22 protein-coding genes are annotated in these 24,264 nt (G+C 72.4%); 7 read left to right on the forward strand and 15 right to left on the reverse strand.

The window, feature by feature from the left end; translation table 11 throughout:
* Window positions 1-17: 17 nt before the first annotated feature.
* Entirely contained in the window at window positions 18-932 is a 915-nt protein-coding gene (locus tag ABT137_RS05290; protein ID WP_351702756.1) for an NmrA family NAD(P)-binding protein, read from the reverse strand.
* A gap of 103 nt (window positions 933-1,035) precedes the next feature.
* On the opposite strand from ABT137_RS05290, the gene ABT137_RS05295 reads away from it, so the two are divergent.
* The gene (locus ABT137_RS05295; protein WP_351702759.1) at window positions 1,036-1,668 is read left to right on the forward strand and encodes a TetR/AcrR family transcriptional regulator; all 633 of its coding nucleotides are present in this window, start codon (window positions 1,036-1,038) and stop codon (window positions 1,666-1,668) included.
* A 57-nt stretch (window positions 1,669-1,725) separates the two neighbouring features.
* On the opposite strand, the gene ABT137_RS05300 is transcribed toward ABT137_RS05295, so the two are convergent.
* On the reverse strand, window positions 1,726-3,036 hold the full coding sequence (locus ABT137_RS05300) for an MFS transporter (protein WP_351702762.1): 1,311 nt from the start codon (window positions 3,034-3,036) through the stop codon (window positions 1,726-1,728).
* Between the two features lie 71 nt (window positions 3,037-3,107).
* Between ABT137_RS05300 and ABT137_RS05305 the strand changes: the two genes are divergently transcribed.
* Window positions 3,108-4,136, forward strand: coding sequence for a GlxA family transcriptional regulator (locus tag ABT137_RS05305; RefSeq protein ID WP_351702765.1), 1,029 nt, complete (start codon window positions 3,108-3,110; stop codon window positions 4,134-4,136).
* A gap of 66 nt (window positions 4,137-4,202) precedes the next feature.
* Here the strand turns inward: ABT137_RS05305 and ABT137_RS05310 are convergent, their stop codons facing one another.
* The 4 genes from ABT137_RS05310 to ABT137_RS05325 form a co-directional block, all read right to left on the reverse strand.
* Window positions 4,203-5,114, reverse strand: coding sequence for an aminoglycoside phosphotransferase family protein (locus ABT137_RS05310; RefSeq protein ID WP_351702768.1), 912 nt, complete (start codon window positions 5,112-5,114; stop codon window positions 4,203-4,205).
* A 95-nt stretch (window positions 5,115-5,209) separates the two neighbouring features.
* Entirely contained in the window at window positions 5,210-6,259 is a 1,050-nt protein-coding gene (locus tag ABT137_RS05315) for a Zn-dependent alcohol dehydrogenase (protein ID WP_351702771.1), read from the reverse strand.
* Window positions 6,259-7,413 carry an acyl-CoA dehydrogenase family protein gene (locus ABT137_RS05320; protein ID WP_351702774.1) on the reverse strand — a complete coding sequence of 385 codons (1,155 nt, stop codon included), beginning with the start codon at window positions 7,411-7,413 and terminating at the stop codon, window positions 6,259-6,261. Before ABT137_RS05320 ends, ABT137_RS05315 begins: the two co-directional genes overlap by 1 nt.
* 222 nt (window positions 7,414-7,635) lie before the next feature.
* Entirely contained in the window at window positions 7,636-8,550 is a 915-nt protein-coding gene (locus ABT137_RS05325) for an SDR family NAD(P)-dependent oxidoreductase (protein ID WP_351702777.1), read from the reverse strand.
* A gap of 86 nt (window positions 8,551-8,636) precedes the next feature.
* Here ABT137_RS05325 and ABT137_RS05330 point away from each other — a divergent pair, with 86 nt between their 5' ends.
* Window positions 8,637-9,572 (forward strand): cyclase family protein, encoded by a 936-nt coding sequence (locus ABT137_RS05330; protein WP_351702780.1) that lies wholly within the window; start codon window positions 8,637-8,639, stop codon window positions 9,570-9,572.
* Window positions 9,573-9,904: 332 nt separating this feature from the next.
* Here the strand turns inward: ABT137_RS05330 and ABT137_RS05335 are convergent, their stop codons facing one another.
* The 3 genes from ABT137_RS05335 to ABT137_RS05345 form a co-directional block, all read right to left on the reverse strand.
* Complete coding sequence (locus ABT137_RS05335) at window positions 9,905-10,381, reverse strand: ATP-binding protein (protein ID WP_351703591.1); 477 nt, start codon at window positions 10,379-10,381, stop codon at window positions 9,905-9,907.
* A 553-nt stretch (window positions 10,382-10,934) separates the two neighbouring features.
* Window positions 10,935-11,843 carry an acyl-CoA dehydrogenase family protein gene (locus ABT137_RS05340; protein WP_351702783.1) on the reverse strand — a complete coding sequence of 303 codons (909 nt, stop codon included), beginning with the start codon at window positions 11,841-11,843 and terminating at the stop codon, window positions 10,935-10,937.
* A 6-nt stretch (window positions 11,844-11,849) separates the two neighbouring features.
* Complete coding sequence (locus tag ABT137_RS05345) at window positions 11,850-12,980, reverse strand: acyl-CoA dehydrogenase family protein (protein WP_351703594.1); 1,131 nt, start codon at window positions 12,978-12,980, stop codon at window positions 11,850-11,852.
* Between the two features lie 159 nt (window positions 12,981-13,139).
* On the opposite strand from ABT137_RS05345, the gene ABT137_RS05350 reads away from it, so the two are divergent.
* A complete protein-coding gene (locus ABT137_RS05350; protein ID WP_351702786.1) occupies window positions 13,140-14,705 on the forward strand; it encodes a class I adenylate-forming enzyme family protein in 1,566 nt (521 codons plus the stop codon).
* Here the strand turns inward: ABT137_RS05350 and ABT137_RS05355 are convergent.
* Together ABT137_RS05355 and ABT137_RS05360 are read right to left on the reverse strand one after the other, a co-directional pair.
* Window positions 14,689-15,201 (reverse strand): EF-hand domain-containing protein, encoded by a 513-nt coding sequence (locus ABT137_RS05355; protein WP_351702789.1) that lies wholly within the window; start codon window positions 15,199-15,201, stop codon window positions 14,689-14,691. The genes ABT137_RS05350 and ABT137_RS05355 overlap by 17 nt on opposite strands.
* A 166-nt stretch (window positions 15,202-15,367) precedes the next feature.
* The gene (locus tag ABT137_RS05360; protein ID WP_351702792.1) at window positions 15,368-15,742 is read right to left on the reverse strand and encodes an STAS domain-containing protein; all 375 of its coding nucleotides are present in this window, start codon (window positions 15,740-15,742) and stop codon (window positions 15,368-15,370) included.
* Between the two features lie 348 nt (window positions 15,743-16,090).
* Between ABT137_RS05360 and ABT137_RS05365 the strand changes: the two genes are divergently transcribed.
* A complete protein-coding gene (locus ABT137_RS05365) occupies window positions 16,091-16,672 on the forward strand; it encodes an RNA polymerase sigma factor (RefSeq protein WP_351702795.1) in 582 nt (193 codons plus the stop codon).
* A 53-nt stretch (window positions 16,673-16,725) separates the two neighbouring features.
* Complete coding sequence (locus ABT137_RS05370) at window positions 16,726-17,946, forward strand: maleylpyruvate isomerase N-terminal domain-containing protein (protein ID WP_351703597.1); 1,221 nt, start codon at window positions 16,726-16,728, stop codon at window positions 17,944-17,946.
* A gap of 184 nt (window positions 17,947-18,130) precedes the next feature.
* Here ABT137_RS05370 and purU read toward each other — a convergent pair whose 3' ends face one another.
* Window positions 18,131-19,015 (reverse strand): formyltetrahydrofolate deformylase, encoded by an 885-nt coding sequence (purU, locus tag ABT137_RS05375; RefSeq protein ID WP_351702798.1) that lies wholly within the window; start codon window positions 19,013-19,015, stop codon window positions 18,131-18,133.
* Between the two features lie 56 nt (window positions 19,016-19,071).
* Window positions 19,072-19,518 (reverse strand): SCO4402 family protein, encoded by a 447-nt coding sequence (locus tag ABT137_RS05380; RefSeq protein WP_351702801.1) that lies wholly within the window; start codon window positions 19,516-19,518, stop codon window positions 19,072-19,074.
* Window positions 19,519-19,690: 172 nt separating this feature from the next.
* On the opposite strand from ABT137_RS05380, the gene ABT137_RS05385 reads away from it, so the two are divergent.
* On the forward strand, window positions 19,691-21,007 hold the full coding sequence (locus ABT137_RS05385) for an ABC transporter substrate-binding protein (RefSeq protein WP_351702804.1): 1,317 nt from the start codon (window positions 19,691-19,693) through the stop codon (window positions 21,005-21,007).
* A gap of 33 nt (window positions 21,008-21,040) precedes the next feature.
* Here ABT137_RS05385 and ABT137_RS05390 read toward each other — a convergent pair whose 3' ends face one another.
* Window positions 21,041-22,678: a hypothetical protein gene (locus ABT137_RS05390; RefSeq protein WP_351702807.1), complete on the reverse strand. Its 1,638-nt coding sequence runs from the start codon at window positions 22,676-22,678 to the stop codon at window positions 21,041-21,043.
* A 199-nt stretch (window positions 22,679-22,877) separates the two neighbouring features.
* Window positions 22,878-24,263: an NsdA family TPR-like regulatory protein gene (locus tag ABT137_RS05395; RefSeq protein ID WP_351702810.1), complete on the reverse strand. Its 1,386-nt coding sequence runs from the start codon at window positions 24,261-24,263 to the stop codon at window positions 22,878-22,880.
* Window position 24,264 lies beyond the last annotated feature (1 nt).

A 24,264-nucleotide genomic window follows, 5' to 3' on the forward strand; every position in this document is an offset into this window, starting at 1 on the left:
CCGACGGGACAGCTCTCTCAGGAGAGCTGGTCGAGCAGTTCCTGGCGATGCGCGGCGGCCCATGAGCCGAGATGGACGGGCTCTCGGCCGAGCAGGTCCCGCACCGTGTCGGTGGTGACCGCCGAGTAGTCGAAGCGGCCCTCGTAGGTCTGTCGCGCCCAGATCAGCGTGCTGGCCGCGTACGCGGCGTCCATGCCGGGGGGCACGGTGTCCAGCCCGGCCTCGATCATGCGGTGCAGCTCGTCCGGGGTCAGGACCAGCGCGGGGATCTCCCGTCCGAGGGCGGCGGTGAGGACTTCGGCCACCTCGGCGCCGTTGAGGAGATCGGCGGACAGGTAGTAGTCCTTGCCCGCATGCGTCTCGGGGCCGTCGGCCAGCACCTTGGCCACCACCGCCGCGATGTCGTCGCCGGCGATCCAGCCGACCTGCTTGTCGCCCATCGGCCACACCATCGCGCCGTCGCGCAGCCGGTTGATGCCCAGCAGGTTCTCCATGAACACGTGCGGATGCACATTCGCCCAGGCCAGCCTGGAGCCGGCGATGTAGCGCTCCACCAGTTCGTGCCAGGCGAAGTGCGGGTCGGTGGAGCGTTTGTCGCTGAACACGCCCAGGTGCACCAGGAAACCGACGCCGGCGTCCTCGGCGGCGTCCACCAGGGTCTTGGTCTGGTGGTTCATCGCCGAGGTGTAGCCGGTCATCAGGAACACCCGGTCGATGCCCGACAGCGCGCCGGGGAAGGTGTCGGGGTCGTCGAGATCGATACGGACCGCTTCCTTCCCCTCCTTGATCCACTGCTCGACGGTCGCCTCGCTGCGTGAAGCGCGCACAGGAACCACGTGCTCGGGAGTCGCCTCCAGCGCGGCCACGACCGCCGACCCGATCCGGCCGGTGGCCCCGAGTACCAGCGCTCGCGGGGTGCGTGTATTTGACATCTTTCTCTCCTCGCCTCATACGAAAGCAATCACTTTCGTATGTTCACGATAGTCATCGCTGTCGTATGCTGTGTCAAGCCGACGCGAGACCGGAGGAGGAACCGTGCGGACCTGGGCCGAGAACGACCCCAAGGCGCGCCTGATGGCACGCAAGCGCGAGGCGATCATCAACGCGGCCCTCGCGGCCTTCCTCGACGAGGGCTACGGCGGCAGCTCGGTCAACCGCATCGCCGCGAGCGCGGGCGTGTCCATCACCACGCTGTACCGGCACTTCGACAGCAAGGACGATCTCTTCGTCGCCGTCATCCAGGAGGCCTGCGACACCTCCGCGCAGACCGCGGATCCGCAGTGGCTGGCCCTGCCGCCCCTGGAGGGCCTGACGGAAGCGGGCCGCGAGCTGCTCCGGCACATCCTGTCCGAGCAGCAGCTGGCGCTGTTCAGAGTGGTCGCCCGGGATGCGCAGCGCTTCCCGGAGCTCGGCCGCCGCTACCAGCAGGAGATCCTCGGAGACCGCATCGCCCTGTTCACCCGGCACCTGTCCCACTGGCCGGCGGAGCTGCGCGGCAAGGTCAGCGACCCCGCACGGGCCGCGCACGTCTTCTCCGCCCTCCTCCAGGCGGAGATCGTGGACACCGCCCTGCTCGGCGGGCCGGTCCCCGACCCGGCCGCCCTGCGCCGCCGCTCCCAGGAGGCCGCGAACGACCTGCTCGCCCTCGCCGAGGCCGGCCGGCTCTAGGGGCGGGCCGGGAGCGAGGCGTTCTCGTACGACGAGCGGTTCGTCGTGACCGGCCGGCTAGACGCCCAGGGCGGGCACCGCGGTCACCGGCCGCCGCCGGATCAGCAGGGCCATCAGGGCCGCCGCCGCGCACAGGGTGCCGGAGGCGTACCAGACCATGTCGTAGGTGCCGAAGGCGTCGCGGGCGACGCCGCCGAGGTAGGCGACGAGGGCCGCCCCGATCTGGTGGGAGGCGAGGACCCAGCCGAAGACGATGGCGCTGTCGTCGCCGTACCGCTCCCGGCACAGGGCCAGGGTGGGCGGGACGGTGGCGACCCAGTCGAGGCCGTAGAAGATGATGAAGAAGATCATCGAGGGGTGGACCGACGGGCCGAGGAGCATCGGCAGGAACAGCAGGGAGATGCCGCGCAGGGCGTAGTAGACGGCGAGCAGGCGGCGCGGTTCGAAGCGGTCGGTGAACCAGCCGGAGGCGACCGTGCCGACGACGTCGAAGACGCCGATGACCGCGAGCAGCGAGGCCGCCGTCGTGACCGGCAGGCCGTGATCGTGGGCGGCGGGCACGAAGTGGGTCTGGACCAGGCCGTTGGTGGACGCCCCGCAGATCGCGAAGGTGCCGGCGAGCAGCCAGAAGGGGCCGGTGCGGACGGCGGAGAGGAGTACCGCGACCGTCCTGCGGGCCGCCCCGGTGACCGGGGCCGGCTTCGGTACGAACTCGGTGGCGCCGTACGGCTTCTGGTCCACGTCGGCCGGGTGGTCGCGCAGCAGCAGCCAGACGAAGGGGACGACCGCGAGGGCGGCGAGGGCGACGGTGACGGCGGCCGGGCGCCAGTCGTACGCCTCGACCATCCAGGACAGCAGCGGCAGGAAGATCAGCTGGCCCGAGGCGGAGGCGGCGGTGAGGATGCCGCTGACCAGGCCGCGGCGCGTGGTGAACCAGCGGTTGGTGACCGTGGCGGCGAAGGCGAGCGCCATCGAGCCGGACCCGAGGCCGACCAGCAGGCCCCAGCAGAGCATCAGCTGCCAGGCCGCCGTCATCCACACGGTCAGACCCGAGCCGACCGCGATGACAGTCAGGGCGACGGCCACCACCCGCCGTATGCCGAAACGGTCCATCAGCGCGGCCGCGAAGGGCGCGGTGAGCCCGTACAGCGCGAGGTTGACGGAGACGGCCGCGCCGATCGTGCCGCGCGACCAGCCGAACTCCGCGTGCAGGGGGTCGATGAGCAGGCCGGGCAGGGAGCGGAAGGCGGCCGCGCCGATGATCGTGACGAAGGTGACGGCGGCGACGAACCAGGCGCGGTGGATGCGCGGCGATCGGGTGGGCTTCGCGTCCTGGAGGGCTGCTGCCGCTTCGCTTGTCTGGGTCACGCCATAAATATCCGGCCGGCGGGTCCACTCCATCGAGTGGCCCGGGGGACAGTATTCGTTAGGATCGGGCCATGAGCAGTGACCCCGGCTTCCGCCCGCACCGCGTCGTCGTCCTCGCCCTCGACGGCCTGCTCCCCTTCGAACTGGGCATCCCGCACCGCATCTTCGGCCGCCCCAAGGACGCGCGAGGGCGCCATCTCTACGAGGTCGTGACCTGCTCGGTCCGCCCGCCCGGCCCGGTCGACACCGACGCCGACTTCGCGATCCACGTGCCGAACGGCCCGGAGACGCTGGCCACCGCCGACACGGTGATCATCCCGGCCTCGTACGAGCTGGGCCCGGTCTTCGAGCAGGGCGTCCTCACCCCCGAACTGGCCGCCGCCCTCGCCCACATCCGCCCCGGCACCCGGCTCGCCTCCATCTGCACCGGCGTCTACGTCCTGGCCGCCGCCGGCTACCTGGACGGCCGCCCGGCGACCACGCACTGGGCCGAGGCGGACCATCTCCAGCGGCTGTTCCCGCAGTTGGAGGTGGACGCGGACGTCCTCTTCATCGACGACGGCGACATCCTCACCTCCGCCGGGGTGGCCGCCGGCATCGACCTGTGCCTGCACATGGTCCGCCGCGACCACGGCACGGCCGTCGCCAACGACGTGGCCCGCCGCACGGTCGTCCCCCCGCACCGGGACGGCGGCCAGGCCCAGTACATCCACCGCCCGGTCCCCGACCCCCAGGTCGCCACCACCACCGCGGCCCGCGCCTGGGCCCTCGGCCGCCTCCGCGAGCCCATCCAGCTGCGGGACATGGCCGAGCAGGAGGCCATGTCGGTACGGACCTTCACGCGCCGTTTCCGCGAGGAGACCGGCGTCAGCCCCGGCCAGTGGCTCACCCAGCAGCGCGTCGAACGCGCCCGCCACCTCCTGGAGTCCACCGGCCTCTCCGTCGACCAGGTGGCCCGCGACGCCGGCTTCGGCACCGCCCAGTCGATGCGCCAGCACCTACAGGCGGCGCTCGGCGTCACCCCGACCGCCTATCGCCGTACCTTCCGGACCGGGACGGGCGACCCCGACAGCCCCGGCGTCGTCGGCGCCCCGAGCTGACCTCCGGGCCCGCAGCACCTCGCCCCGGCGGTCCCGGCCCAGGCCAGGACCTGCTCGGCCGCGACGTCACGGTAGGTCATGGCCCTCTTCCAGGACCGTCCGGATCACGTGCCGGGCGTTCTGTGCCATCGCCGGGTTCGTCGTCCGGTAGTACGGCAGTGCGATCAGCGCCTGCGAGAGGGTCCGCCCGCGGCCGCGGATCCAGGTCGCGTCGTCCACGCCCAGCGCCTCACGGAAGACCTCCCGCGCGTCGGCGGGCAGCAGATTCCACGCCGGAAACAGGTCGCACGCCGGATCGCCCACCCCCAGGCACCCGAAGTCGATCACAGAGGACAGCCTGCCGCCGTCCACCAGCAGGTTGCCCGGCATGAGGTCGGCGTGCAGCCACACCGGCGGCCCGTCCCAGTCCGGGACCCGCAGCGTCGTCTCCCACACCGCGGCCGCGGCATCGCAGTCGACGCCCTCCTGCGGGATCCCGCGCAGTTCCTCGATCGCGGCCCGGGTCTCCGCGTCGAGCGAGGCGACCGGCCCGCCGCGATGAGCCTGCGGCGCACCCGCCAGGGTGATGCCGCGCATCGCCGCCACGAACGCGGCCAGGTCGCCGGCCAGCAGCACCGGCTCGCTCAGGGCTCCCGCCTCGGGATTCTCCCCGGCCAGCCACCGGTACACCGACCACGGCCACGGATACCCCTCGGCGGGCCGCCCGTTCCCGAGCACCTCGGGGACGGGCACGGGCAGGTGGGGCGCGAGTCGCGGCAGCCACGTCCGCTCCGTCGACACGTCCTCGGCCCCGCCCCGCACCAGCGGCATCCGTACGGCCAGGTCGTCGCCCAGCCGGTACATGGCGTTGACCGTGCCGCCGGACGGGAACCGCCGCACCGCCAGCCCCGCCCACTGCGGGAACTGCCCGGCGACCAGGCGCCTCACCAGGTCGTCATCTATGGGGTGCGTGCCGGGATGCATCTGCCCTGTGGTCATGGCTCGCCATCCGACCGCCGGATCCCGACGCGCGTCAAACGCCTTTCCACGCGGCCGACGTCCGACGACCGGGGCTCCTCCCCGCCGCACGCTCCCTAGAACGTGAGCACCCCCCGCGCCACCCGCCCCGCCTCCGCGTCCGCCCGCGCCTTCTCGAAGTCCTCCACCGGGTACGTCTCGGTCACCAACTCGTCGAGCAGCAGGCTGCCCTGGCGGTACAGCCCGGCATAGAGCGCGATGTCGTGCTGCGGCCGTGAGGAGCCGTACCGGCATCCCAGGATGGACTTGTCGAGGAACATGGAGGCGACGGCGAAGGACGCCTCGGCGGTGGGGGCCGGCATGCCGAGGAGGACGGCCTGGCCGTGCCGGTCGAGGAGGTCGACGGCCTGCCGGACCAGTTCGACCCGGCCGACGCACTCGAAGGCGTGGTCCACCCCGGTCGGCAGCAGGTCCTTCACGCCCTCCGTCGAGGTCAGGAAGTCGGTCGCGCCGAACTGCCGGGCCACCTCCTCCTTGGCCGGGTTGGCGTCCACGGCCACGATCCGCAGCGCACCCGCGATCCGCGCACCCTGGATGACGTTCAGACCGATCCCGCCGGTGCCGATGACCAGCACGGTGTCGCCGCGGTCGACGCGGGCGCGGTTCAGGACGGCGCCCACCCCGGTCAGCACCCCGCACCCGATGAGGGCGGCCGACGTCAGGGGGACGTCCTTCGGGATCCGTACCGCCTGCACGGCCTTGACGACCGTGCGTTCCGCGAAGGCCGAGTTGCACGCGAACTGGTACACGGCCCGGCCACCGCGCGTGAACGGCTGCTGCGGGCGCCCTATGGCCTTGCGGCACATGGTGGGCCGGCCCCGGTCGCAGTCGGCGCAGGCACCGCAGTTGGCGAGCGTGGACAGGGCGACATGGTCTCCCGGCGCCACATGGGTGACGCCCACACCGACCGCCTCCACCACACCCGCGCCCTCATGGCCGAGCACCACGGGAACGGGGAAGGGTATGGTCCCGTCCACCACCGACAGATCGCTGTGGCAGAGCCCGGCCGCGGACACCGCGACCAGCACCTCCCCGGGCCCCGGCTCCCGCACGTCCAGATCGTCGACGACCTGCACCTGTTTCCCGTCGAACACGACTCCGCGCATCACGACTCGACCCCCTTCGGTTCCCTCGGCAGACCGAGCACCCGCTCGGCGATGATCGTGCGCTGGACCTGGTCCGAGCCGCCGTAGACGGTGTCGGCCCGGGAGAAGAGGAACAGGTGCTGGGCGGCGTCCAGTTCGTACGGCGCGGCGGCCGACCAGGCGACCGGGCCGACGCTCGCGGCCGCGCCCCGCACCAGCACGGCGAGCTCACCGAGCCGCTGGTGCCAGCCGCCCCACAGCAGCTTGGCCACACTGGGCGCGCCGGGCTCCGCGGCCGAGTTCCCCAGCGTCCGCAGCGCGTTCCACCGCATCACCCGCAACTCGGCCCACTGCCGCACCAGCCGCTCCCGCACGACGGGATCGTCGACGGCCCCGCTCGCCACGGCATCCCGCACCACTCGCCCCAACTCCTCGGCGAACCCGATCTGCTGGGCGAGCGTGGACACCCCGCGTTCGAACCCGAGCAGGCTCATCGCGACGCGCCACCCGTTGCCCTCGCCTCCGACGACGTGCTCCACGCGCGCGTGCGCGCCGTCGAAGAACACCTCGTTGAAGTCACTGGTGCCGGTCATCTGCCGGATCGGGCGGACCTCGATGCGGCCCGGCTGGTCCATGGGCACGAGCAGGAAGCTCAGCCCGTGATGGCGCCGCGAGCCCGCCTCGGTCCGCGCCAGCACGAAACACCAGTCGGCCTCGTGCGCGAGCGAGGTCCAGATCTTCTGCCCGGAGATGCGATACCCGCCCCCCTCCCGTACCGCCGCGGTCCGCACGCCGGCCAGATCGGACCCCGCACCGGGCTCGCTGTATCCCTGACACCACAGCTCCTCGCCGGCGGCGACGGGCGGCAGGAACCGCGCCTTCTGCTCCGCGCTGCCGTGCGCGATGAGCGTCGGGGCGAACAGGTTCTCCCCGATGTGCCCGGAGCGGGGCGGCGCGGCCGACCGCGCGTACTCCTCGGCCCAGGCGACCTGCTGGGTGAGCGTGGCGGTCCGGTTCCCGTACCCGCCCTCCGCCCACCCCAGCCCGATCCACCCGTCGGCCCCGAGGGTGCGCTCCCAACTGCGCCGGTCCGTACCGGATTCGGCATGCCCACCGAGCCAGGTCCGGACTTCGCTGCGAAACACCTCGTCCTCCGGCGCTGCGCCGAAATCCACGGTGACCTCCAGAGATGTGTCGGGGTGGGGCCGTACGAAAGGGAGAGAAGAGGGAGGTGGGCAGGGAGCGCCTGTGGACGCCGACGCGGACAAGCAACTCAGGGGCGCTGGGGGTACCCCCGGCCGAAGGCTGGGGGAGGAACTGCGCGAGCGACCATGACGGCGCGGCACTCGCGCACGCACCGCGACCCGCGACGGCGAACAGGCGCCCGGCCCACCCCCTCATGTGTTCGGCCGCTTTCCCGCCCGCGCGGCCGCCTCCATCGCCGCCAGCCGCGCCAGCATCGGCATCGGGTCCGTCCCCACGCTCCCGGGCAGCGCCTGCGCGATCCGTTCCGGTGTCCAGGGGCCCCCGTCGGCGTACGCGGCCCGCAGCTCCCGCGGCTGGGCCCAGACCGCGATCTTCGGTCCGGCCACCGTGTACACCTGCCCGGTGACCCCCGCGTCCCGCGCCGCGTCCGACAGCAGGTAGACCACGAACGCGGCCACGTCCTCCGGTTCGCCGATCTCCGTCAGCTCCGTCGGCACGCCCGCCGACATCCGGGTCCGGGCCACCGGCGCCACCGCGTTCGCGGTCACCCCGTACTTGTTGAGGCCGAGCGCCGCGCTCCGGACCAGGGAGATGATCCCGCCCTTCGCCGCGCTGTAGTTGGCCTGCGAGACCGAACCCTGGTGGTTGCCGCTGGTGAAGCCGATCAGCGTGCCGGCACGCTGGGCGCGCATCACCGCCGACGCGGCGCGGAACACCGTGAACGTGCCCTTGAGGTGGGTGGCGACCACCGGGTCCCACTCCTCCTCGGCCATGTTGAACAGCATCCGCTCGCGCAGGATCCCCGCCACGCACACGACCCCGTCGAGCCGGCCGTACGAGGACAGCGCCGTGTCCACGACCCGCTGCCCGCCCGCCATCGTGGAGATGTCGTCGGCCACCGCGACCGCGTCCCCGCCCGCCGCCTCGATCTCCTTGACGACGGCCTCGGCGACCTCGCTGGTGGGCGAGGCGCCGTCGACCGAGACGCCGTAGTCGTTGACGACGACCTGCGCCCCCTCGGCCGCCGCCGCCAGCGCCACCGCCCGTCCGATACCGCGCCCCGCACCCGTCACGGCGACGACCTTGCCTGCCAAGAAGTTCCCCACGCCCGGCCCCTTCCCGCGGTTTCTGACGGACCGTTAGATTTTATGACCCGTCAGATGTGCGGACACAAGGCCTGGGGAGGACCCAGATGTCACTGCCGGCGCTTCATCCCGCGTTCCACGACATCGCCAAGCGCGTCAACAACTGGGGGCGCTGGGGTGCCGACGACGAGATCGGCACGCTGAACCTGATCACCGACGAGGTGGTGCGGGAGGCGTCGGCGACGGTGCGGACCGGGCGGCGCGTGCCGCTCGCCCTGCCGCTCCGGGAGGACGGCGTGCAGACCGGGATGATCCCCGGGCGGGTCAATCCGCTGCACGCCATGGTGCAGATCAACCAGGAGCTCTTCGGCCCCGGGACGGTCGCGTGCAGCGACGACGCCGTGACCATGGGCCTGCAGGCCGGCACCCACTGGGATGCGCTCACCCATGTCTCGCACTCGGGGAAGCTGTACAACGGCCGCCCGGCGGACACCGTCACCGCGCACGGCGGGGCCGAGTTCGGCGGGATCGACAAGGCGCGGCACGTCGTCTCGCGCGGGGTGCTGCTGGACGTGGCACGCGCGCGTGGCGTGGACCGGCTGGCGGGCGGCCACGCGGTCACCCCGGAAGACCTCGACGCGGCCGAGGAGTTCGCCGGGACGACCGTCCGCAGCGGTGACATCGTCCTCGTACGGACCGGGCAGGTGCAGGTGTATCTCGCCGGGGACAAGCACGGGTACGGCTATCCGTCGCCGGGCCTGTCGGTGCGCACCCCGGAGTGGTTCCACGCGCGCGATGTGGCCGCCGTCGCGAACGACACCCTGACGTTCGAGATCTTCCCGCCCGAGATCGAGGACCTGTGGCTGCCCGTGCACGCGCTGGACCTGGTCGAGATGGGGATGCTGCAGGGGCAGAACTGGAACCTCGAAGAGTTGTCCACAGCCTGTGGAGAAACCGGCCGGTACGCGTTCCTGCTGTCGGCGATGCCCGAGCCGTTCGTCGGGGCGACGGGCACTCCGGTCGCCCCCGTGGCCGTCCTCTGACCGCCACGGCCGTCCTCCCGAAAGCCGGTGTCACACCCGAGCGGGCGTGACACCGGCCCTCCCCATTCCCCCTGTTTCCCCCTGTATCCGGACGGCTGCGCGCACCGGCCCGCCCCGAGCCCGGTCCCGCACGCCGCCATCCGGCCCGACCCACACTCGACGAGGGCGTCCGTCCACCAGACCCTCGCCGTCCCCTCGCTGCGAATCGCAGACCTCAAGCGTGAGCAAACGGTCACAAGGCGTCAACACCCGTACGGAGTTTTACGACTTATGCCCCAGTTCACCGTGGGCGCGCACGGATGCAAACCCCGGCGCATGGCCGCACACCGGGATCACACCGCCTCGAAGGCCAGCCCTTCGTACGAGGCCAGCCCGCCTCCGTACGCCACCGCCGCGCCCTGCCCGGGCTGCGTACACCGGTCGAGTTCGCACCAGATGCGCTTGCCCGCGCCTTCGGGGCTCCAGCCCCAGCGGTCGGCGAGCCCGTCGACGAGGGCGAGGCCCCGGCCGCCGGTCGCGTCACCGTCGGCGCACCGCGGCACGGGTGCGCGGTCGCTGGCGTCGGCGACCTCCAGCCGTACGGTGACCGAGTCGTCGGCGCCTTCCCGGTCCGTACCCGGCAGCGAGAGCCGCAGCACGGCCGGACAGCCGGTGTGCACCACGGCATTGGTGACCAGCTCGGAGACAAGCAGGATCAGCGTCTCGGCCAGCGGCTCGTCCGCCGCTATACCGGACCCGGCGAGGCGCGAGCGGGCCCACCTTCTGGCCCGCCCCACCTCCGTGGGGTCGGGCCGGATCTCCAGCTGCACTTGAAGCACCTGCACCGCTCACACCATCCGAACCGGCGGACACATGAACCCGTGCCGAGTGGCCGCCACGACAGGGGCCGCGACGACACGGACGACGAGGGCCACGATCGTAGCCATTTTCTGCATGGCCAGAACAACGGCCAGAGCAAGGGTCACGGAACGTGATTCCCTTACGAGACAGCATGGTTGACGTACAGTCACCCCAACAAGCGCTTCGGGCATATTCCAGCGCGAAGGAGTACGCCTACGGCATACTGTGCGACGCTCGCGACGGGGAGTCGAACAGGCGGGGGCACAAGCCCTTACCGCCCTGCGAGCGGCGGTGCGCACCATGAGCGGCGGGGCCGCTTCGACGGCTCCGCCGGCATGGCTCGTCCTCGGAACCACTCGCATCTCACAGAAGGTACCCGAGGGGACAGCCGACTCCAGGCCGTGACGAGTCACGCGTTGGACACAACCCGGTATCAACGCTCAGTGATTCCGGTATGCCACAATCCGCGACATCCCGACCACCAGAACCCATGATTCCGCAGGCCAGAGCCGTTTCGAACGCTCAGCCGAGCAGCTCCGCGGCGAGCATTTCCTCACTCTCCGTATTCACTCCACCACGCTGCGCCCGTACCCATGTCCGTTTCAGATGCAGATGCACCTCCGACTCCCAGGTGAAGCCCATCCCGCCGTGCACCTGGAGGCAGTCCCGGGCGCCGCGCACCGCGGCCTCGTCGGCGAGCAGCCGGGCCGCCGCGATGTCCACGGGGTCGGAGGTCACGGCGGCGGCGTAGACGGCCGCCCGTGCGGTCTCGGCGCGCACCAGCATCTCGGCGCACAGGTGCTTGACCGCCTGGAACGCCCCGATGGGCCGGCCGAACTGCACGCGCGTGCGGGCGTGTTGCACGGCCAGCTCGCACGCGCGCGTGGCCGTGCCGAGCTGCTCGGCGGCGGTGAGGAGCACGGCGACCGGGTCAGGGGCCTCGGCGGCCGGCCCCGGGACCCGGTGCAGGGGCGTCAGCGGGTCCACGGAACGCACCGGTACGGCCCCCGACGCGTCGCCCGTCACCGCGTCCGCCTCGGCCAGCCACTCCACCAGGCCGCCGTCCACGCGGGCCACCACGGCCTCCCCGGTGGCCGCGCCGGGCACGTCGGCCGCCGCGAGGTGGGTGGCCACCAGCGGGCCGGGCAGCAGCGCCCGCCCCGCCTCCTCGAACACCAACACGGCTTCCGGCAGCCCGAGTCCGACCCCGCCGTCGGCCTCCGGCAGCCGCAGCGCGAAGAACCCGGCGGCCCCGAGCTCCCGCCACAGGCCCCGGTCGAGACGGCCCGGCGCACCGGCACCCGCACCGACACCCGCACCCGCACCCGCGGCCGCGGCCGCCCGCAGCGCCGCGCCGTCGAACCGGCGCCCGAGCAGCTCCCGCATGCCCTCCCGCACCGCCTCCTGGTCGCGGGTCAGTCGAAAGCGCACGTCCGCTCACCACCCCTTCGGCAGCCCGAGGATCCGCTCGGCCACGATGTTCCGCTGGATCTGCGAGGTCCCGGCCGCGATGGTGTACGAGAGCGAGGAGAGCCGGTCGAGGACCCAGGACCGGTCCAGGTCGAGCGCGTCGGGCCCGAGCACGGCGGCCGCCGCGTCGTAGAGCTCCTGGCGCGCGTGCGAGTACCGCAGCTTGAAGACCGAGCCCCCGACGCCGGGCACGCCCCTGCCCTCCGCCTCGCTGACGTTCCACTGGGTGAGCCGCCACAGCGCCCGGAACTCGGCGTTCAGGCGGCCGAGGCGGCGGCGCAGTTCCGGGTCGTCCCAGGTGCCGTTCGCACGCGCCGCGCGCGCGAGGTCGCCGAGGACCCGGCGGCAGGCGACGACCTCGCCGACGAAGGCGGTGCCGCGTTCGAAGGAGAGGGTCACCATGGTGACGCGCCAGCCGTCGTTCTCGGCACCGACCCGGTTGGCCGCGGGCACCCGCACCTCGTCGAGGAACACCTCGGCGAACTCGTTGGACCCGGCGAGCGTGCGCAGCGGCCGTACGGTGACACCCGGCGCGTCCATGGGCATGGCCAGCCAGGTGATGCCCCGGTGCCTGGGCGCCTCCGGGTCCGTCCGCACCAGCAGCTCGCACCAGTCGGCGACCTCCGCGTGCGAGGTCCAGATCTTGGACCCGCTCACCACGTAGTCGTCGCCGTCGCGCCACGCGCGCGTGCGCAGCGCGGCCAGGTCGGAGCCGGCGTCCGGTTCGCTGAAGCCCTGGCACCACACCTCGTCGCCGCGCAGGATCGGCGCCAGCCAGCGGGCCCGCTGCGCCTCGGTGCCCTCGGCGGCGATGGTGGGGCCGGCGTGCAGCAGACCGACGAAGTTGGCGCCCACATAGGGCGCGCCGGCCTTCTCGGTCTCCTCAAGGAAGATCAGTCGGGTGGTCGGGGAGGCGTCCCAGTGGACGTCGGCGTACCCGGCGTCGTACAGCGTGCGCTGCCAGCCGAGGTCGTAGGCGCGGCGTCCCGGCCAGTCCTCCGGTCCCGGCTTCGGCGGGAGGCCGGGCAGCGCCTTGGCGAGCCACTCCCGCAGCCGCGCCCGGAAGTCCTCCTCCTCGGGCGTGTACGACAGGTCCACCGGCAGGCACCCCCACGGAGCTGATGGTTCGTCAGACATCGTCGGCCATCGCAGGCTAGCCCCGCACCTCTGGACCGACAAGGCGCCAGGACCTACGATCTGACGACTCGTCAGTTCCGAACTCGTCCGTTCCGAGGTTCCGCCGGGCAGGGGGACGCCATGAACGCCACCGCACACGAGCTGAGTACCTCCCGCACTCTCTGGGACCTGGTCGCCCGCCGTGCCGAACTCACCCCCGACCGGCCGGTGTTCCTCCAGGGCGACCGTGCCCTCTCCTTCGGCGGGCTGCGCGCGCGTGCCGAACGCGTCGCGGCCGGGCTGTACGGCATGGGCGTGCGCCCCGGCACGGTGGTCGCCTGGCAGCTGCCGACCCGGATCGAGACGGCCGTGCTGTCCTTCGCGCTGGCCAGGCTCGGTGCCGTCCAGTCCCCGGTCATCCCCTTCTACCGGGACCGCGAGGTCGGCTTCGCGCTGCGCGAGTCCAGGGCCGAGTTCTTCGCCGTGCCGGGCGTGTGGCGCGGCTTCGACCACACGGAGCTGGCGCGACGGCTCGGCGCCAAGGGGATCTTCGAGGCGTACGACGACCTCCCCGACGGCGATCCGTCCGTGCTGCCCGCCCCGCCCGCCGAGGGCACCTCCGTCCGGTGGATCTACTGGACCTCGGGAACCACCTCGGACCCCAAGGGCGTTCTGCACACGGACCGTTCGCTCATCGCGGGCGGTTCGTGTCTCGCGCACGCCCTGCGGCTCTCGGCGGACGACGTGGGCTCGATGGCGTTCCCGTACGCGCACATCGCCGGCCCCGACTACACGGTGATGCTGCTGCTGTACGGCTTCCCGGCGGTGATGTTCGAGCAGTTCGCGCTGCCGGACGCGCTGCCGGAGTACCGCAGGCACGGGGTGACGGTGGCGGGCGGTTCGACGGCGTTCTACTCGATGTTCCTGGCGGAGCAGCGCAAACAGCCGGGTGTGCCGGTGATTCCCTCGCTGCGGCTGCTGGCCGGCGGCGGGGCGCCCAAGCCGCCGGAGGTGTACCACGCGGTGGTGCGCGAGATGGGGGTGCAGCTGACGCACGGGTACGGCATGACCGAGGTGCCGATGATCACGATGGGGGCGCCGGACGACACCGCGGAGAACCTGGCGACGACCGAGGGGAAGCCGCCGGAGGGCATGGAGATACGGATCGCGGAGGGCGGCGAGGTGCGGTTGCGCGGGGAGGCGGTGTGCCAGGGGTACCTGGATCCGGCGCAGTCCGCCGCGGCCTTCGACGAGGAGGGCTTCCTGCGCACCGGCGACCTGGGCCGGGTGACCGGGACCGGCCATCTCGTCCTCACCGGGCGGCTCAAGGACGTGATCATCCGCAAGGGCGAGAACATCTCGGCGAAGGAGATCGAGGACCTGCTCGCCGCGCATCCGGCGGTCGCCGACGCGGCGGTGGTCGGGCTGCCGGACGCGGAGCGCGGGGAACTGGTCTGCGCGGTGGTCGAGCAGCGGCCGGGGACGGTCGCGCCGACGCTCCCGGAGGCGGTGTCGTACCTGCGCGCGGAGGGGCTGTCGGTGCACAAGCTGCCGGAGCGGCTGGAGGTGGTGGACGCCCTTCCGCGCAACGAGACACTGCGCAAGGTGCTCAAGTACAAGCTGCGCGAGCGGTTCGCCGAGGCTCCCGCGCCGGGGACTCCCGCATCGGGGAGTCCCGGTCCGGAGTGCGCTACTCCGGGATCGTGAAGTAGCGGGCGAACGCCGGGACGATCTCGGCCTCCGCCACGTTCCCGTCGCCGTCGGTGTCCAGGCCCGACGCGATCGCCTGCGCGAGCTCCGGGGCGACGCCGAGGACGCGCAGCACGCGCGCGGTGTCGGCGACGCTCGCCGTGCCGGTGCCCGCGGTGTCCGCGAGGGCCAGGGCCGCGTGCAGGAAGGGGCGGGCGATCTCGCCGAACCGCTCGGGGTTGTCGTGCAGCCGCTTGACGGCGCCGCTCACGAACTCCTGGCGGGTGATGCGCTGGTCGCCGTCCCGGTCCGCCATGCCGGCCATGCCCTGCCAGATGCCCTCCGCACCGGCGTACAGGGCCTGGCCCTTGTCGGAGCGGGCGGGGACGCCGAACTCGGCGAGCAGTGCCTTGGCCGCCGCGTTGAAGTCCTCGCGGTCGATCCAGCCGTTGCCGTCCTGGTCGAAGGTTGCGAACCGGGCGGCGATCCGTCGCTCGTACTCGGTGCTGACCATGTCTGTTCGGGCCGCCTTACGTGACGTGGGGGTTCATCTCGCAGGGAGCGTACGACGCGGCGGCGGCCGGAGAGCGGGAAAACGACGGTTGTGCCAAGACCGGGGGAATTCCGCGACAACAACGTGGCACTGTCGTAATCGTCGGCTATGGGGTCACGAGGCCTGGCTATGCCGACAGCGGGTCCTCCTCGTCGGTGGTCGCGCTGTCGATGTCGGCGTAGACGTCGAAGAGCCGTCGTACGCCGAGGGCGCCGAGGACCCGGTTGACGTGAGAACCGTCACTCGCGCCCTGGGCGGGCAGTATCAGCCGCAGCCGGCCCCGGCAGGAGCGGATCAGGCGGCGGGCGGCGATGAGGACGCCGACCCCGCTGGAGTCGCAGAAGAAGACGTCGGAGAGGTCGAGGACCAGGCTGTGGTGGCCCTCGGCGACCACGTCGTGCACCCGCTGGCGCAGCACCGGCGAGGTCACCAGGTCCAGTTCGCCCGACACCCCGAGTACGGCCCACTCGCCCTGTTCGACGCCGGTCACCTTGAAAGCCACGGCTCAGCCCTCCGCTCGCCGGATCTCCGGAACCGCCCGGAAACGGAGCGTATTCCTACGCTTCTTGTCGCGCGGCTGCCCAGCGGCCGTTCCCCGAAACCCTGGATGACAAACGAGCATCGATCGGGAAGGGTCTTGTTTCGGTCACGGTCAGTCCTGTTCGATCAGAAACAGAAGGTTTGGCCGGAGACGAGTGTGGGAGCCGAGAAGCACCGGGAGCGCCTCCTACCACCCGCGGTCCGTCAAGGGGCGCGCATTGCCATAAAGGGGCGTGCGTTGCCGGACGTGCCGACTACATTCGAGGTGACGGTGGAGACACGCTGGGCACAGGCACGGGGAGGGGGCCGCATGGCGAAGAAGGACGTACCGCCCCGCTGGGACCGCAGGATGCAGCAGCGGCTCGCCCGCGGCGAGGCGGCCGCCCTCGGTGAGCTGTACGACCGCTTCGCCTCGCTCGTGCACGGGCTCGCGCACCGCGTCCTCGGGGACGAGCGGGCCGCCGACGGCATAACCCGCGAGGTCTTCGCCCAGGTCTGGGAGCACCCCGACGCGTACGACCCCCGGCAGGGGCCGTTGCGCTCCTGGCTCGCCGCGCTGGCCCACCGGCTCGCCGTGCAGCGCCTGAGGGCCACCGAGACCGCCGCGCTCGCCCCGGGCGACAGCGGCTCCCCGGAGGCTGCCGAGGAACTGGAGCACAAGGTGCGGCGGGCTTCCGTCGCGGCCCGCGCGGACTACATCGTGCACTCCATGCCGGCCCCGCTGCGCGCCGCCCTGGAACTCGCCTACTTCCAGCGCCGCGACTACCGGCAGACCGCGGTGGACCTCGGCGTCACCGAGGACGAGGCCCGCCGCCGGCTGCGCCTGGGCCTGCAACTGCTGTCCACCGCGCACGACGCCGGGACGCCTCCCGGATACGGAGGTGGGCGGTGACCGGCGCCGAGTTCTCCGGGGCGCCCGACGACGCCGGCTCCGGGGACGGTGACGTGCCCCGGGGCGGCGGCGACTTCGGCCGGCCGCCGCGCATACCGCTGCCCCGCACCTCCGTCGAGGACGGCGGGCAGCCGCTGCCCGAGCCGGCCGGCCTGCCGCCCGCAGCGCTTGAGCTGTCGCACGACGTCCTGAAGTCGCTGCTCGGGGCGTGGGCACTGGCCGCCTGCTCGACAGCGGAGTCCCTCGCCGTCGAGGTCCACCTCGGCGACTGCGGGGCCTGCGCGGACGAGGCGCGGCGGCTGCGCGAGGCGGTCGGCCTGCTGCACCAGCCGGAGAGCCTGGACCTCGACCCGGGCCTGCGCACCCGGGTCCTGGAGGCCTGCCTGGACCGCCGGCCGGCCAGGATCCCGATCCCCGCCTGGGCGACGCCCTACGACGCGGAGACCGCCCGCCTGGACGCCCTGCTCCAGGACATCGGCGACGCGGAGTGGCACGCGCCGGTGCGGCTGCGCTGGTTCGACGGCGAGGCGGCGGCGACCCGCCGTACGACGGTCGCCGGAGTGATCGCGCATCTGCTGACCGTCGACGGGCTGGTGGCGACGGCGCTCGGCCTGGACGACCCGCTGGGGGACGCCCGCGTACAGGGCCCGGCCGCCCGCACCGAGGCGTTCTGGCAGGCCTCGCACTTCCCGCCGACGCGTGCGGTGCGGGTGCCCTGGCGGGAGCAGAGCCACCGGCTCGTGCAGACCGTCTCCTTCACGGGCGGCGGCGCCGGGCGCCTCGGGGTGTCGTACGGCGACTTCGAACTGCCCCTGCACGACGCGATGCTGGACCGCGCCTTCGAGTGCTGGGTGCACGCGGAGGACATCGCGGAGGCCGTGGACTATCCCTACGGGCCGCCGGCCCCCAGGCACCTGAACCGGATGATCGACCTCGCGGCCCGGATGCTGCCCGCCGCGCTGGCCGAGCGCCGCCGGGCGGGGCTGGCGTCGCCCGGCCAGACCCCCCACCTGGTCCCTGCGGGACGGCCCGGCCGCAGCCTGCGGCTGGAGATCGAGGGCAACGGCGGCGGCGAGTGGCTGATCCCGCTGGACTCACCGGGGGCGGTGGGCTCACCGGAGTTCGAGGTGGCGCACGTGGCCCTGGACGACGTGGAGTTCTGCCGGCTGGCCGCGGGCCACGTACCTCCGGAGGACGCCGCCGCGGGGCAACTCGGGGACCGGGCGGCGATCAGGGACGTGTTGTTCGCCGCCGCGAGCCTGAGCCGGATGTAGGGACGTTCGCCGCAGGGGTGGGGTGGTTCCGTCGTACGGCGGGTGCGGGTGGTTCGTGGTTGCTCGCGCAGTTCCCCGCGCCCCTGAAGGGCGCGTTGCTGCAGCGCCCCTTCAGGGGCGCGGGGAACTGCGCGAACGGCCCCCACACGGCCGCAGCCGCCGACGCACGGAACCACCCCGCCCCTCAGGCGAAGACAACCGTCCGTCGGCCGTTGAGCAGGATGCGGCGCTCCGCATGCCACTTCACCGCCCGTGCCAGCGCCTGGCACTCCACGTCGCGGCCGATCGCGACCAGTTGGTCGGGGGTGACGTCGTGGCCGACCCGTTCGACCTCCTGCTCGATGATCGGGCCCTCGTCCAGGTCCGCCGTGACGTAGTGCGCCGTCGCGCCGATCAGCTTCACGCCCCGCGCGTGCGCCTGGTGGTACGGCTTCGCGCCCTTGAAGCTCGGCAGGAACGAGTGGTGGATGTTGATGATCCGGCCGCTCAGCTGCTTGCACAGGTCGTCCGAGAGGACCTGCATGTAGCGGGCCAGCACCACCAGCTCGACGTTCTCCTCGCGGACGAGGTCGAGCAGCCGGGCCTCGGCGTCGGACTTCGTCTCCTTCGTCACCGGGATGTGGTGGAAGGGGATGTGGTACGAGTCCACCAGCTCCGCGAAGTCGGTGTGGTTGGAGACCACAGCCGCGATGTCCACCGGCAGCGCGCCGATGCGGGCGCGGAAGAGCAGGTCGTTCAGGCAGTGCCCGAACTTGCTGACCATGAGGACGATGCGCATCCGCTCGTCGGCCCGGTTGATCTGCCAGTCCATCTGGAAGGAGTCACCGATCGCCGCGAAGCTCGCCCGCAGCTTGTCGACCGTCACCGGCGCGTCCGCCGAGAAGTGCACGCGCATGAAGAACAGACCCGTGTCGTGGTCCCCGAACTGCTGGCTGTCCTCGATGTTGCAGCCGGTCATGAACAGATAGCTCGACACGGCGTGCACGATGCCCTTTTTGTCCGGGCACGAGAGCGTGAGGACGTACTGGTCGGCCGGGGCGGCCTGGGCTCGGGTGGACTGATCGGTCATGCACCACAGAATCTCATGCCCCGCCCGCCCCGCCGGTCAGCGTCCGCTCCGCGGACTCACGCCGCCCGCGTCATGATCCGCAGCACGTCGAGGCTGCGCGGCGGGATCTCCGGGTCGTCGCCGTCGCTCACCGCCAGGCGTATGTGCGCGTCCCGGGCGGCCCGGACCGCGTCCGGCCACCCCTGGTGCTCCAGATAGGTGGAGACGTGCGCGTCCGGCCCCACCTGGTGCATGATCCGCAGCACCCGCAGCACGGCGGTGTCGACGAGCGCCGCCTCCTGCGAGTCGCGGAATATCGTCCCGACGTACTTCTCCGCGGACCAGTTGTCCAGCCAGGTGTCCTCGACCAGCCGGTAGACCGCGTCGGTCACGTCGCCGTACCCGTCCTGCCCGGCCAGCCAGACGTTCCGCTGGAAGTCCGGGTCGGAGAGCATGTGCAGCGCGGAGCGCACATTGCTGCGCCAGCGCCACCATGGCATGTCATTGAGTGGCATGCCGCCCATGGTGGAGGAGCGACGGCCGCGACGGGAAGAGTTCTCCGAACCTTGCACGGTCGTCGATCGTACGTTCCTCGTCACACGCCCTTAACCGGCCCCCCGTAATTCACCTGCACGTCACCCCTCGTTGACCATGGGTCACTTCCGGGTTAGTGATGTGGCGGAATCGTGCGTGTCCATGACCGGCAGGCGCCCCACCCCCAGCACCACCCTCAGCAGCATTCCTCCCGCGACCCACCGGCGCGTCAGAGCCACCGCTCTGTCCACGCTGGCCATGACGGCCTGTGCCGCACTCGCGGCCGGCTGCGGCGTCATCCCAGGACTGTCCACCTCGACGGACGACTCGATCAAGGTGATGACCTGGGCGCCGCAGGGGACCAGCGCCACCAACAAACCCGGCATGCCCGCCATGGCCTCCGCCTACATCAAGTGGATCAACTCCAAGGGCGGCATCCACGGCCACAAGCTCAAGCTCCTCACCTGCAACGACCACAACTCCAGCGTGGGCGCCGCGACCTGCGCCCAGCGCGCGGTCGACGAGAACGTCGTCGCCGTGGTCGGCTCCTACAGCCAGTTCGGCGACTCCTACTTCGCCCCGCTGGAGGGCGCGGCCATCCCCTACATAGGCGGCTACGGGGCGTCGAACGGGGAGTTCACCAGCCCCGTCTCCTACCCGGTCAACGGCGGCTCGCTCACCCTGCTGGCCGGACTCGGGGAGGCCCTGGCCGACTCCTGCGGCCCGGTCACCCTGGTCCGCCCGGACTCCATCGCCGGCGACCAGCTGCCCCAGCTGCTCGACTCGGGGCTGCAGGCGGGCGGCCACGCCAAGGCGATCGACCAGCTCGCGGCCGAGGACCTCACCGAGTACGACCAGCAGTCGCAGAAGGCGCTGGAGAGCGCCACCTCGGACTCGGAGAAGACGGGCTGCGTGGTGCCCGAGCTGGGCGACCGCACCGCCACCTTCATGGACAACTTCCAGCGGGCCCGCCAGGACTACCCGAAGGTGAAGACGGCCGCCGAGGTCGGCAGCGTCGACCAGACGGTGATCAACTCCACCGGCGGCGCGGCCGGCCCGTACGAGGGCTCGTACATCACCGGCTGGTACCCGGTCGCCTCGGACAAGCGCTGGGACGAGATGAAGAAGGTCATCAGCAAGGAGGCCTTCGGCGACAACAGGATCGACCCGGCCGACGCCGGGGTGCAGACCACCTGGATCGCCTACCAGGTCCTCACCGCCGCGCTGGAGAAGATCGGCGACGGCGAGGTCAACGCCGACAGTGTGCGGCACACCCTCAACGACGGCCTGAAGGTCTCCACCGGCGGCCTCACCCCGTCCCTGTCCTGGCCCTACCAGGGCAAGCTGGCCGCGGCCGGCTTCGCCCGGCTGGTCAACGCGGACGTCAACGTGCAGTCGGTCAAGAGCGGCCTGCTGCAGTCGGCGAACAAGCAGGCCCTGGACATGACCAAGATCCTGGAGAACGCCGACCTCAGCTGACCCCCTCCGCCGGCTCGCCCGACCCGGCCGTGGTCACAGCTGGGTCGGCTGCCGCTGGGTCAGTCCGTACTTGCTCGCGATCGTGTTCCACAGCGCGGCCGCCTTCACCTTCTGGCTGCTGGCGGTGACGCTCTCCTGATTGCCGGCGGCGGTCTGGCCGGTGGTGCGGGCCTGGCCCTTGTGGCAGCCCTTCTTCCCCTTGGCCTGGTCGGCCCAGGCCGCGTAGTGGTTGTCGGCGTTCGCGGAGGCCTGCCAGGCCTTGGTGAGGGCGGTGCTCAGCTCGGCGTTGTTCGGCAGCTTGTCGACGGACAGCTTCGACAGCCGGGTGACCAGGGCGGTGCGCTGCTGGGCGGCGTTGCGCAGGTCGGAGGCGGAGCCGTCGAGGTTCTTGCACTGCTTGACCTGGGCGACGGCGTTGATCACCGAGGCCCGGCTGCTGCCGCTGTCGGCGAGCAGCTTGTCCAGGGCGACGGCCTGCGCCTTCGCGGCGTCGGCCGCGGCCGACGAGGACCCGTCGGAGGCCGGGGCGGACGCGGCCACCGTCTTGTTGGCGTCACCCGAGTCCCCGCCGCCCCCGCTGAGCAGGGCCCCGGCGCCGATGCCGAGCACGGCGATGCCGATCCCGACGACCGCGATCAGCGGCACCTTCGACTTGCCGCGGCCGCCCCGGCCGCCGCCGTCGTCGTCGTGGTCGTAGGACGTCGGGGGCGGGGTGTACGCCGGCGGCTGCTGGTAGCCGCTCTGGGGCTGCGGCTGGAAGCGCGGCAGCTGGGCCGTGGACGCGGCCGGGGGCTCGCCGCCGGCCGCGCTGCGGAAGAGGTTGTCGAACTCGGCGGGCGGCTGCCGGTCGCCGCCGCCCTGCGGGCCGGCGGCCGGGTACGGCGCGATGTACTGCGTGGCATCGGCGTCGGAGTGCGCCGCGGGGGCGGGCGGGCCGCCGAGGTAGGCGGTCTGCTGGTCGTGGGACATCTCCGGCGGCAGCGCCCCGGGACCCACCGGCGGTATGAGCTGGGTGGCCCCCTCGGAGGCCGCCGGCACCGGCGGTATGTACTGCGTGGCGCCCTCGTCCACCGGCGCGGCGGGCACCGGCGGGATGTACTGGGTGGCGCCGTCGTCGGCGGGCGGCAGCGCACCGCCGTAGCCGCCGTGGCTCCCCTGCGGGACGGCGGGCGGCAGCGCGGCGCCCGGAGCGCCGTAGGGGTCCTGGCCGGCGGCCGGGAGCAGCGGGGCGCCGTACGGCTGCTGGGGCTGGGGAGCGCCGTAGCCGTACGACTGCTCGTAGCCGCCGCCGTACGACGGGGTGGGCGCTCCCTCCGGCGGGAGCGGACCGGCGCCGGGAGCCTGGGCCTGGTCGGTGTGGGCCTGAGCGGCGTGCGACTGGGCGGCGTGCGACTGGGCGTTCCAGGCGGCCGGCAGCTGCTCCGGAGCGGCCCACTCCTGGCCGGCCGCCTGCGGCCAGCCCTGGCCGTGCTCCTGGGGCTCCGGGCTCTGCTGGTGGCCGGGGCCCCACGGCTGGCCCCAGGACTGGCCCTCGGACGGCGCGGCGGCCGGAGCGGGCGGCTGCGTGACGGGGACCGGGCTGCCCGTCATACCCGGCAGCAGCGGCTCGCCACCGTCGGAGGGCAGCACGATGCCTTCGCGCGCGGGCTCGCCCTGTCCACTCTGCGTCACCGGGACTCCTACTAATGGGGGACCTTGTGAATCGGGCTCACGCTACCGGGTCCCCTCAGCAAGGTGCCACGCAGCCAAGGGCGCGATCTTGTTCCCTGTGACAGCAGTAACAGAACCGCCCCGCGGTGCGCTGTATATGCCACTTCTTGCGCGGCAAGGTGTGGTTTCCCACACGTTCACGCACCCGCGGGGCAGGAATTCACGCGGCCGCCTGCAGATCCAGCCGCGCTCCGAACTCCCTGACCACCGGTTCGTCCCGGAACGGCTCCAGTCGCTGCTGGAAGTCCTCCAGGTACTCGGCGCCCCGGTTGGAGCGGACCGTCTCCAGCAGCTCGACCGCCTTCGTCCCGGTGGCGCAGGCCTGTTCGATCTCACGCTGCTGCACCTGCGCTGTGGCGAGGAGCACATAGCCGATCGCCCGGCGCCGGGCCCGGGTCTCCGGGTGCCCGTCCAGCGACTGCTGCGCGCACCGGGCGGCCGCCTCGGCCTGGCCCAGGTCGCGGTGGCAGTGCGCCAACTCGTCGGCCAGATAGGCCTCGTCGAAGTGCTTGATCCACGCCGGGTCGTCCCCGGACGCCGGATCGGCCGCCTCCATCGCCGACACCGCCCGCCCGGACGCCAGCTGCGCCGACCGCACATCGCCCAGCAGGGCGTGGCCGCGGGCCTCGGCCGCGAAGAACATCGCCTCCGCGCGCGGGGTCACGCGCCCCCGCGCCCCCTCCTGCGCCGCCCGCGCCAACTGGGCGATCTCCCGCGGGTTTCCGAGCTGCGCGGCGAGGTGGCTCATGGAGGAGGCGAGCACGTAGCCGCCGTAACCGCGGTCGCCGGCCGCCTGCGCGAGGCGCAGCGACTGGATGTAGTACCGCTGGGCGAGCCCGGGTTGACCGGTGTCGACGGCCATGTACCCGGCGAGCTCGGTGAGCCGGGCGACGGCGGCGAACAACTCCCGCCCCACGGACTCCCGGTAGGAGCCGGCCAGCAGCCCGGACACGACGCTGTTGAGGTAGTGCACGACGACCGGGCGCACATGTCCGCTGCCGAACTGGTGGTCGAGGTCGGTGAGCGCCTGCGTCATCGCCTTCACCGCCGCGACGTCCGACTGCCCGACCCGTGGCCCCGCCTGCCGCGCCACCTGCGCGTCCGGCGCCGAGATCAGCCAGTCCCGGCTGGGCTCCACCAGCGCGGACGCGGCGACCGAGGAACCGGACAGGAAGTCCCGGCGGCCCACGTCACTGCGCCACAGCTCGCAGACCTGCTCGATGGCCCCCAGCACCGTCGGCGAGAACTGGAGACCGACGCCCGAGGCGAGGTTCTTGCCGTTGGCCATGCCGATCTCGTCGATCGTGACCGTACGGCCCAGCTTGCGCCCCAGCGCCTCGGCGATGATCGCGGGTGCCCGGCCCCGCGGCTGCTGGCCACGCAGCCAGCGCGCCACGGACGTCTTGTCGTACCGCAGGTCGAGACCGTGCTCGGCGCCGCACATGTTGACCCGGCGGGCCAGCCCGGCGTTCGAGCACCCCGCCTCCTGGATGAGCGCCTGCAACCGTTCGTTCGGCTGCCGCGCGACAAGCGGCCTTGCGGCCATG

Origin of the sequence: Streptomyces sp. NPDC001980, assembly GCF_040296885.1 — a bacterium.
Classification (GTDB): domain Bacteria; phylum Actinomycetota; class Actinomycetes; order Streptomycetales; family Streptomycetaceae; genus Streptomyces.

Excerpts from the sequence above, each read along its gene's own strand:
- ABT137_RS05380 (WP_351702801.1), bottom strand. The coding sequence starts at position 19,518 with ATGGGCGGCATGCCACTCAATGACATGCCATGGTGGCGCTGGCGCAGC.
- ABT137_RS05395 (WP_351702810.1), bottom strand. The coding sequence starts at position 24,263 with ATGGCCGCAAGGCCGCTTGTCGCGCGGCAGCCGAACGAACGGTTGCAG.
- ABT137_RS05385 (WP_351702804.1), top strand. The coding sequence starts at position 19,691 with ATGACCGGCAGGCGCCCCACCCCCAGCACCACCCTCAGCAGCATTCCT.
- ABT137_RS05355 (WP_351702789.1), bottom strand. The coding sequence starts at position 15,201 with ATGGTCAGCACCGAGTACGAGCGACGGATCGCCGCCCGGTTCGCAACC.
- purU (WP_351702798.1), bottom strand. The coding sequence starts at position 19,015 with ATGACCGATCAGTCCACCCGAGCCCAGGCCGCCCCGGCCGACCAGTAC.
- ABT137_RS05310 (WP_351702768.1), bottom strand. The coding sequence starts at position 5,114 with ATGACCACAGGGCAGATGCATCCCGGCACGCACCCCATAGATGACGAC.
- ABT137_RS05365 (WP_351702795.1), top strand. The coding sequence starts at position 16,091 with ATGGCGAAGAAGGACGTACCGCCCCGCTGGGACCGCAGGATGCAGCAG.
- ABT137_RS05305 (WP_351702765.1), top strand. The coding sequence starts at position 3,108 with ATGAGCAGTGACCCCGGCTTCCGCCCGCACCGCGTCGTCGTCCTCGCC.
- ABT137_RS05315 (WP_351702771.1), bottom strand. The coding sequence starts at position 6,259 with ATGCGCGGAGTCGTGTTCGACGGGAAACAGGTGCAGGTCGTCGACGAT.
- ABT137_RS05290 (WP_351702756.1), bottom strand. The coding sequence starts at position 932 with ATGTCAAATACACGCACCCCGCGAGCGCTGGTACTCGGGGCCACCGGC.
- ABT137_RS05350 (WP_351702786.1), top strand. The coding sequence starts at position 13,140 with ATGAACGCCACCGCACACGAGCTGAGTACCTCCCGCACTCTCTGGGAC.
- ABT137_RS05330 (WP_351702780.1), top strand. The coding sequence starts at position 8,637 with ATGTCACTGCCGGCGCTTCATCCCGCGTTCCACGACATCGCCAAGCGC.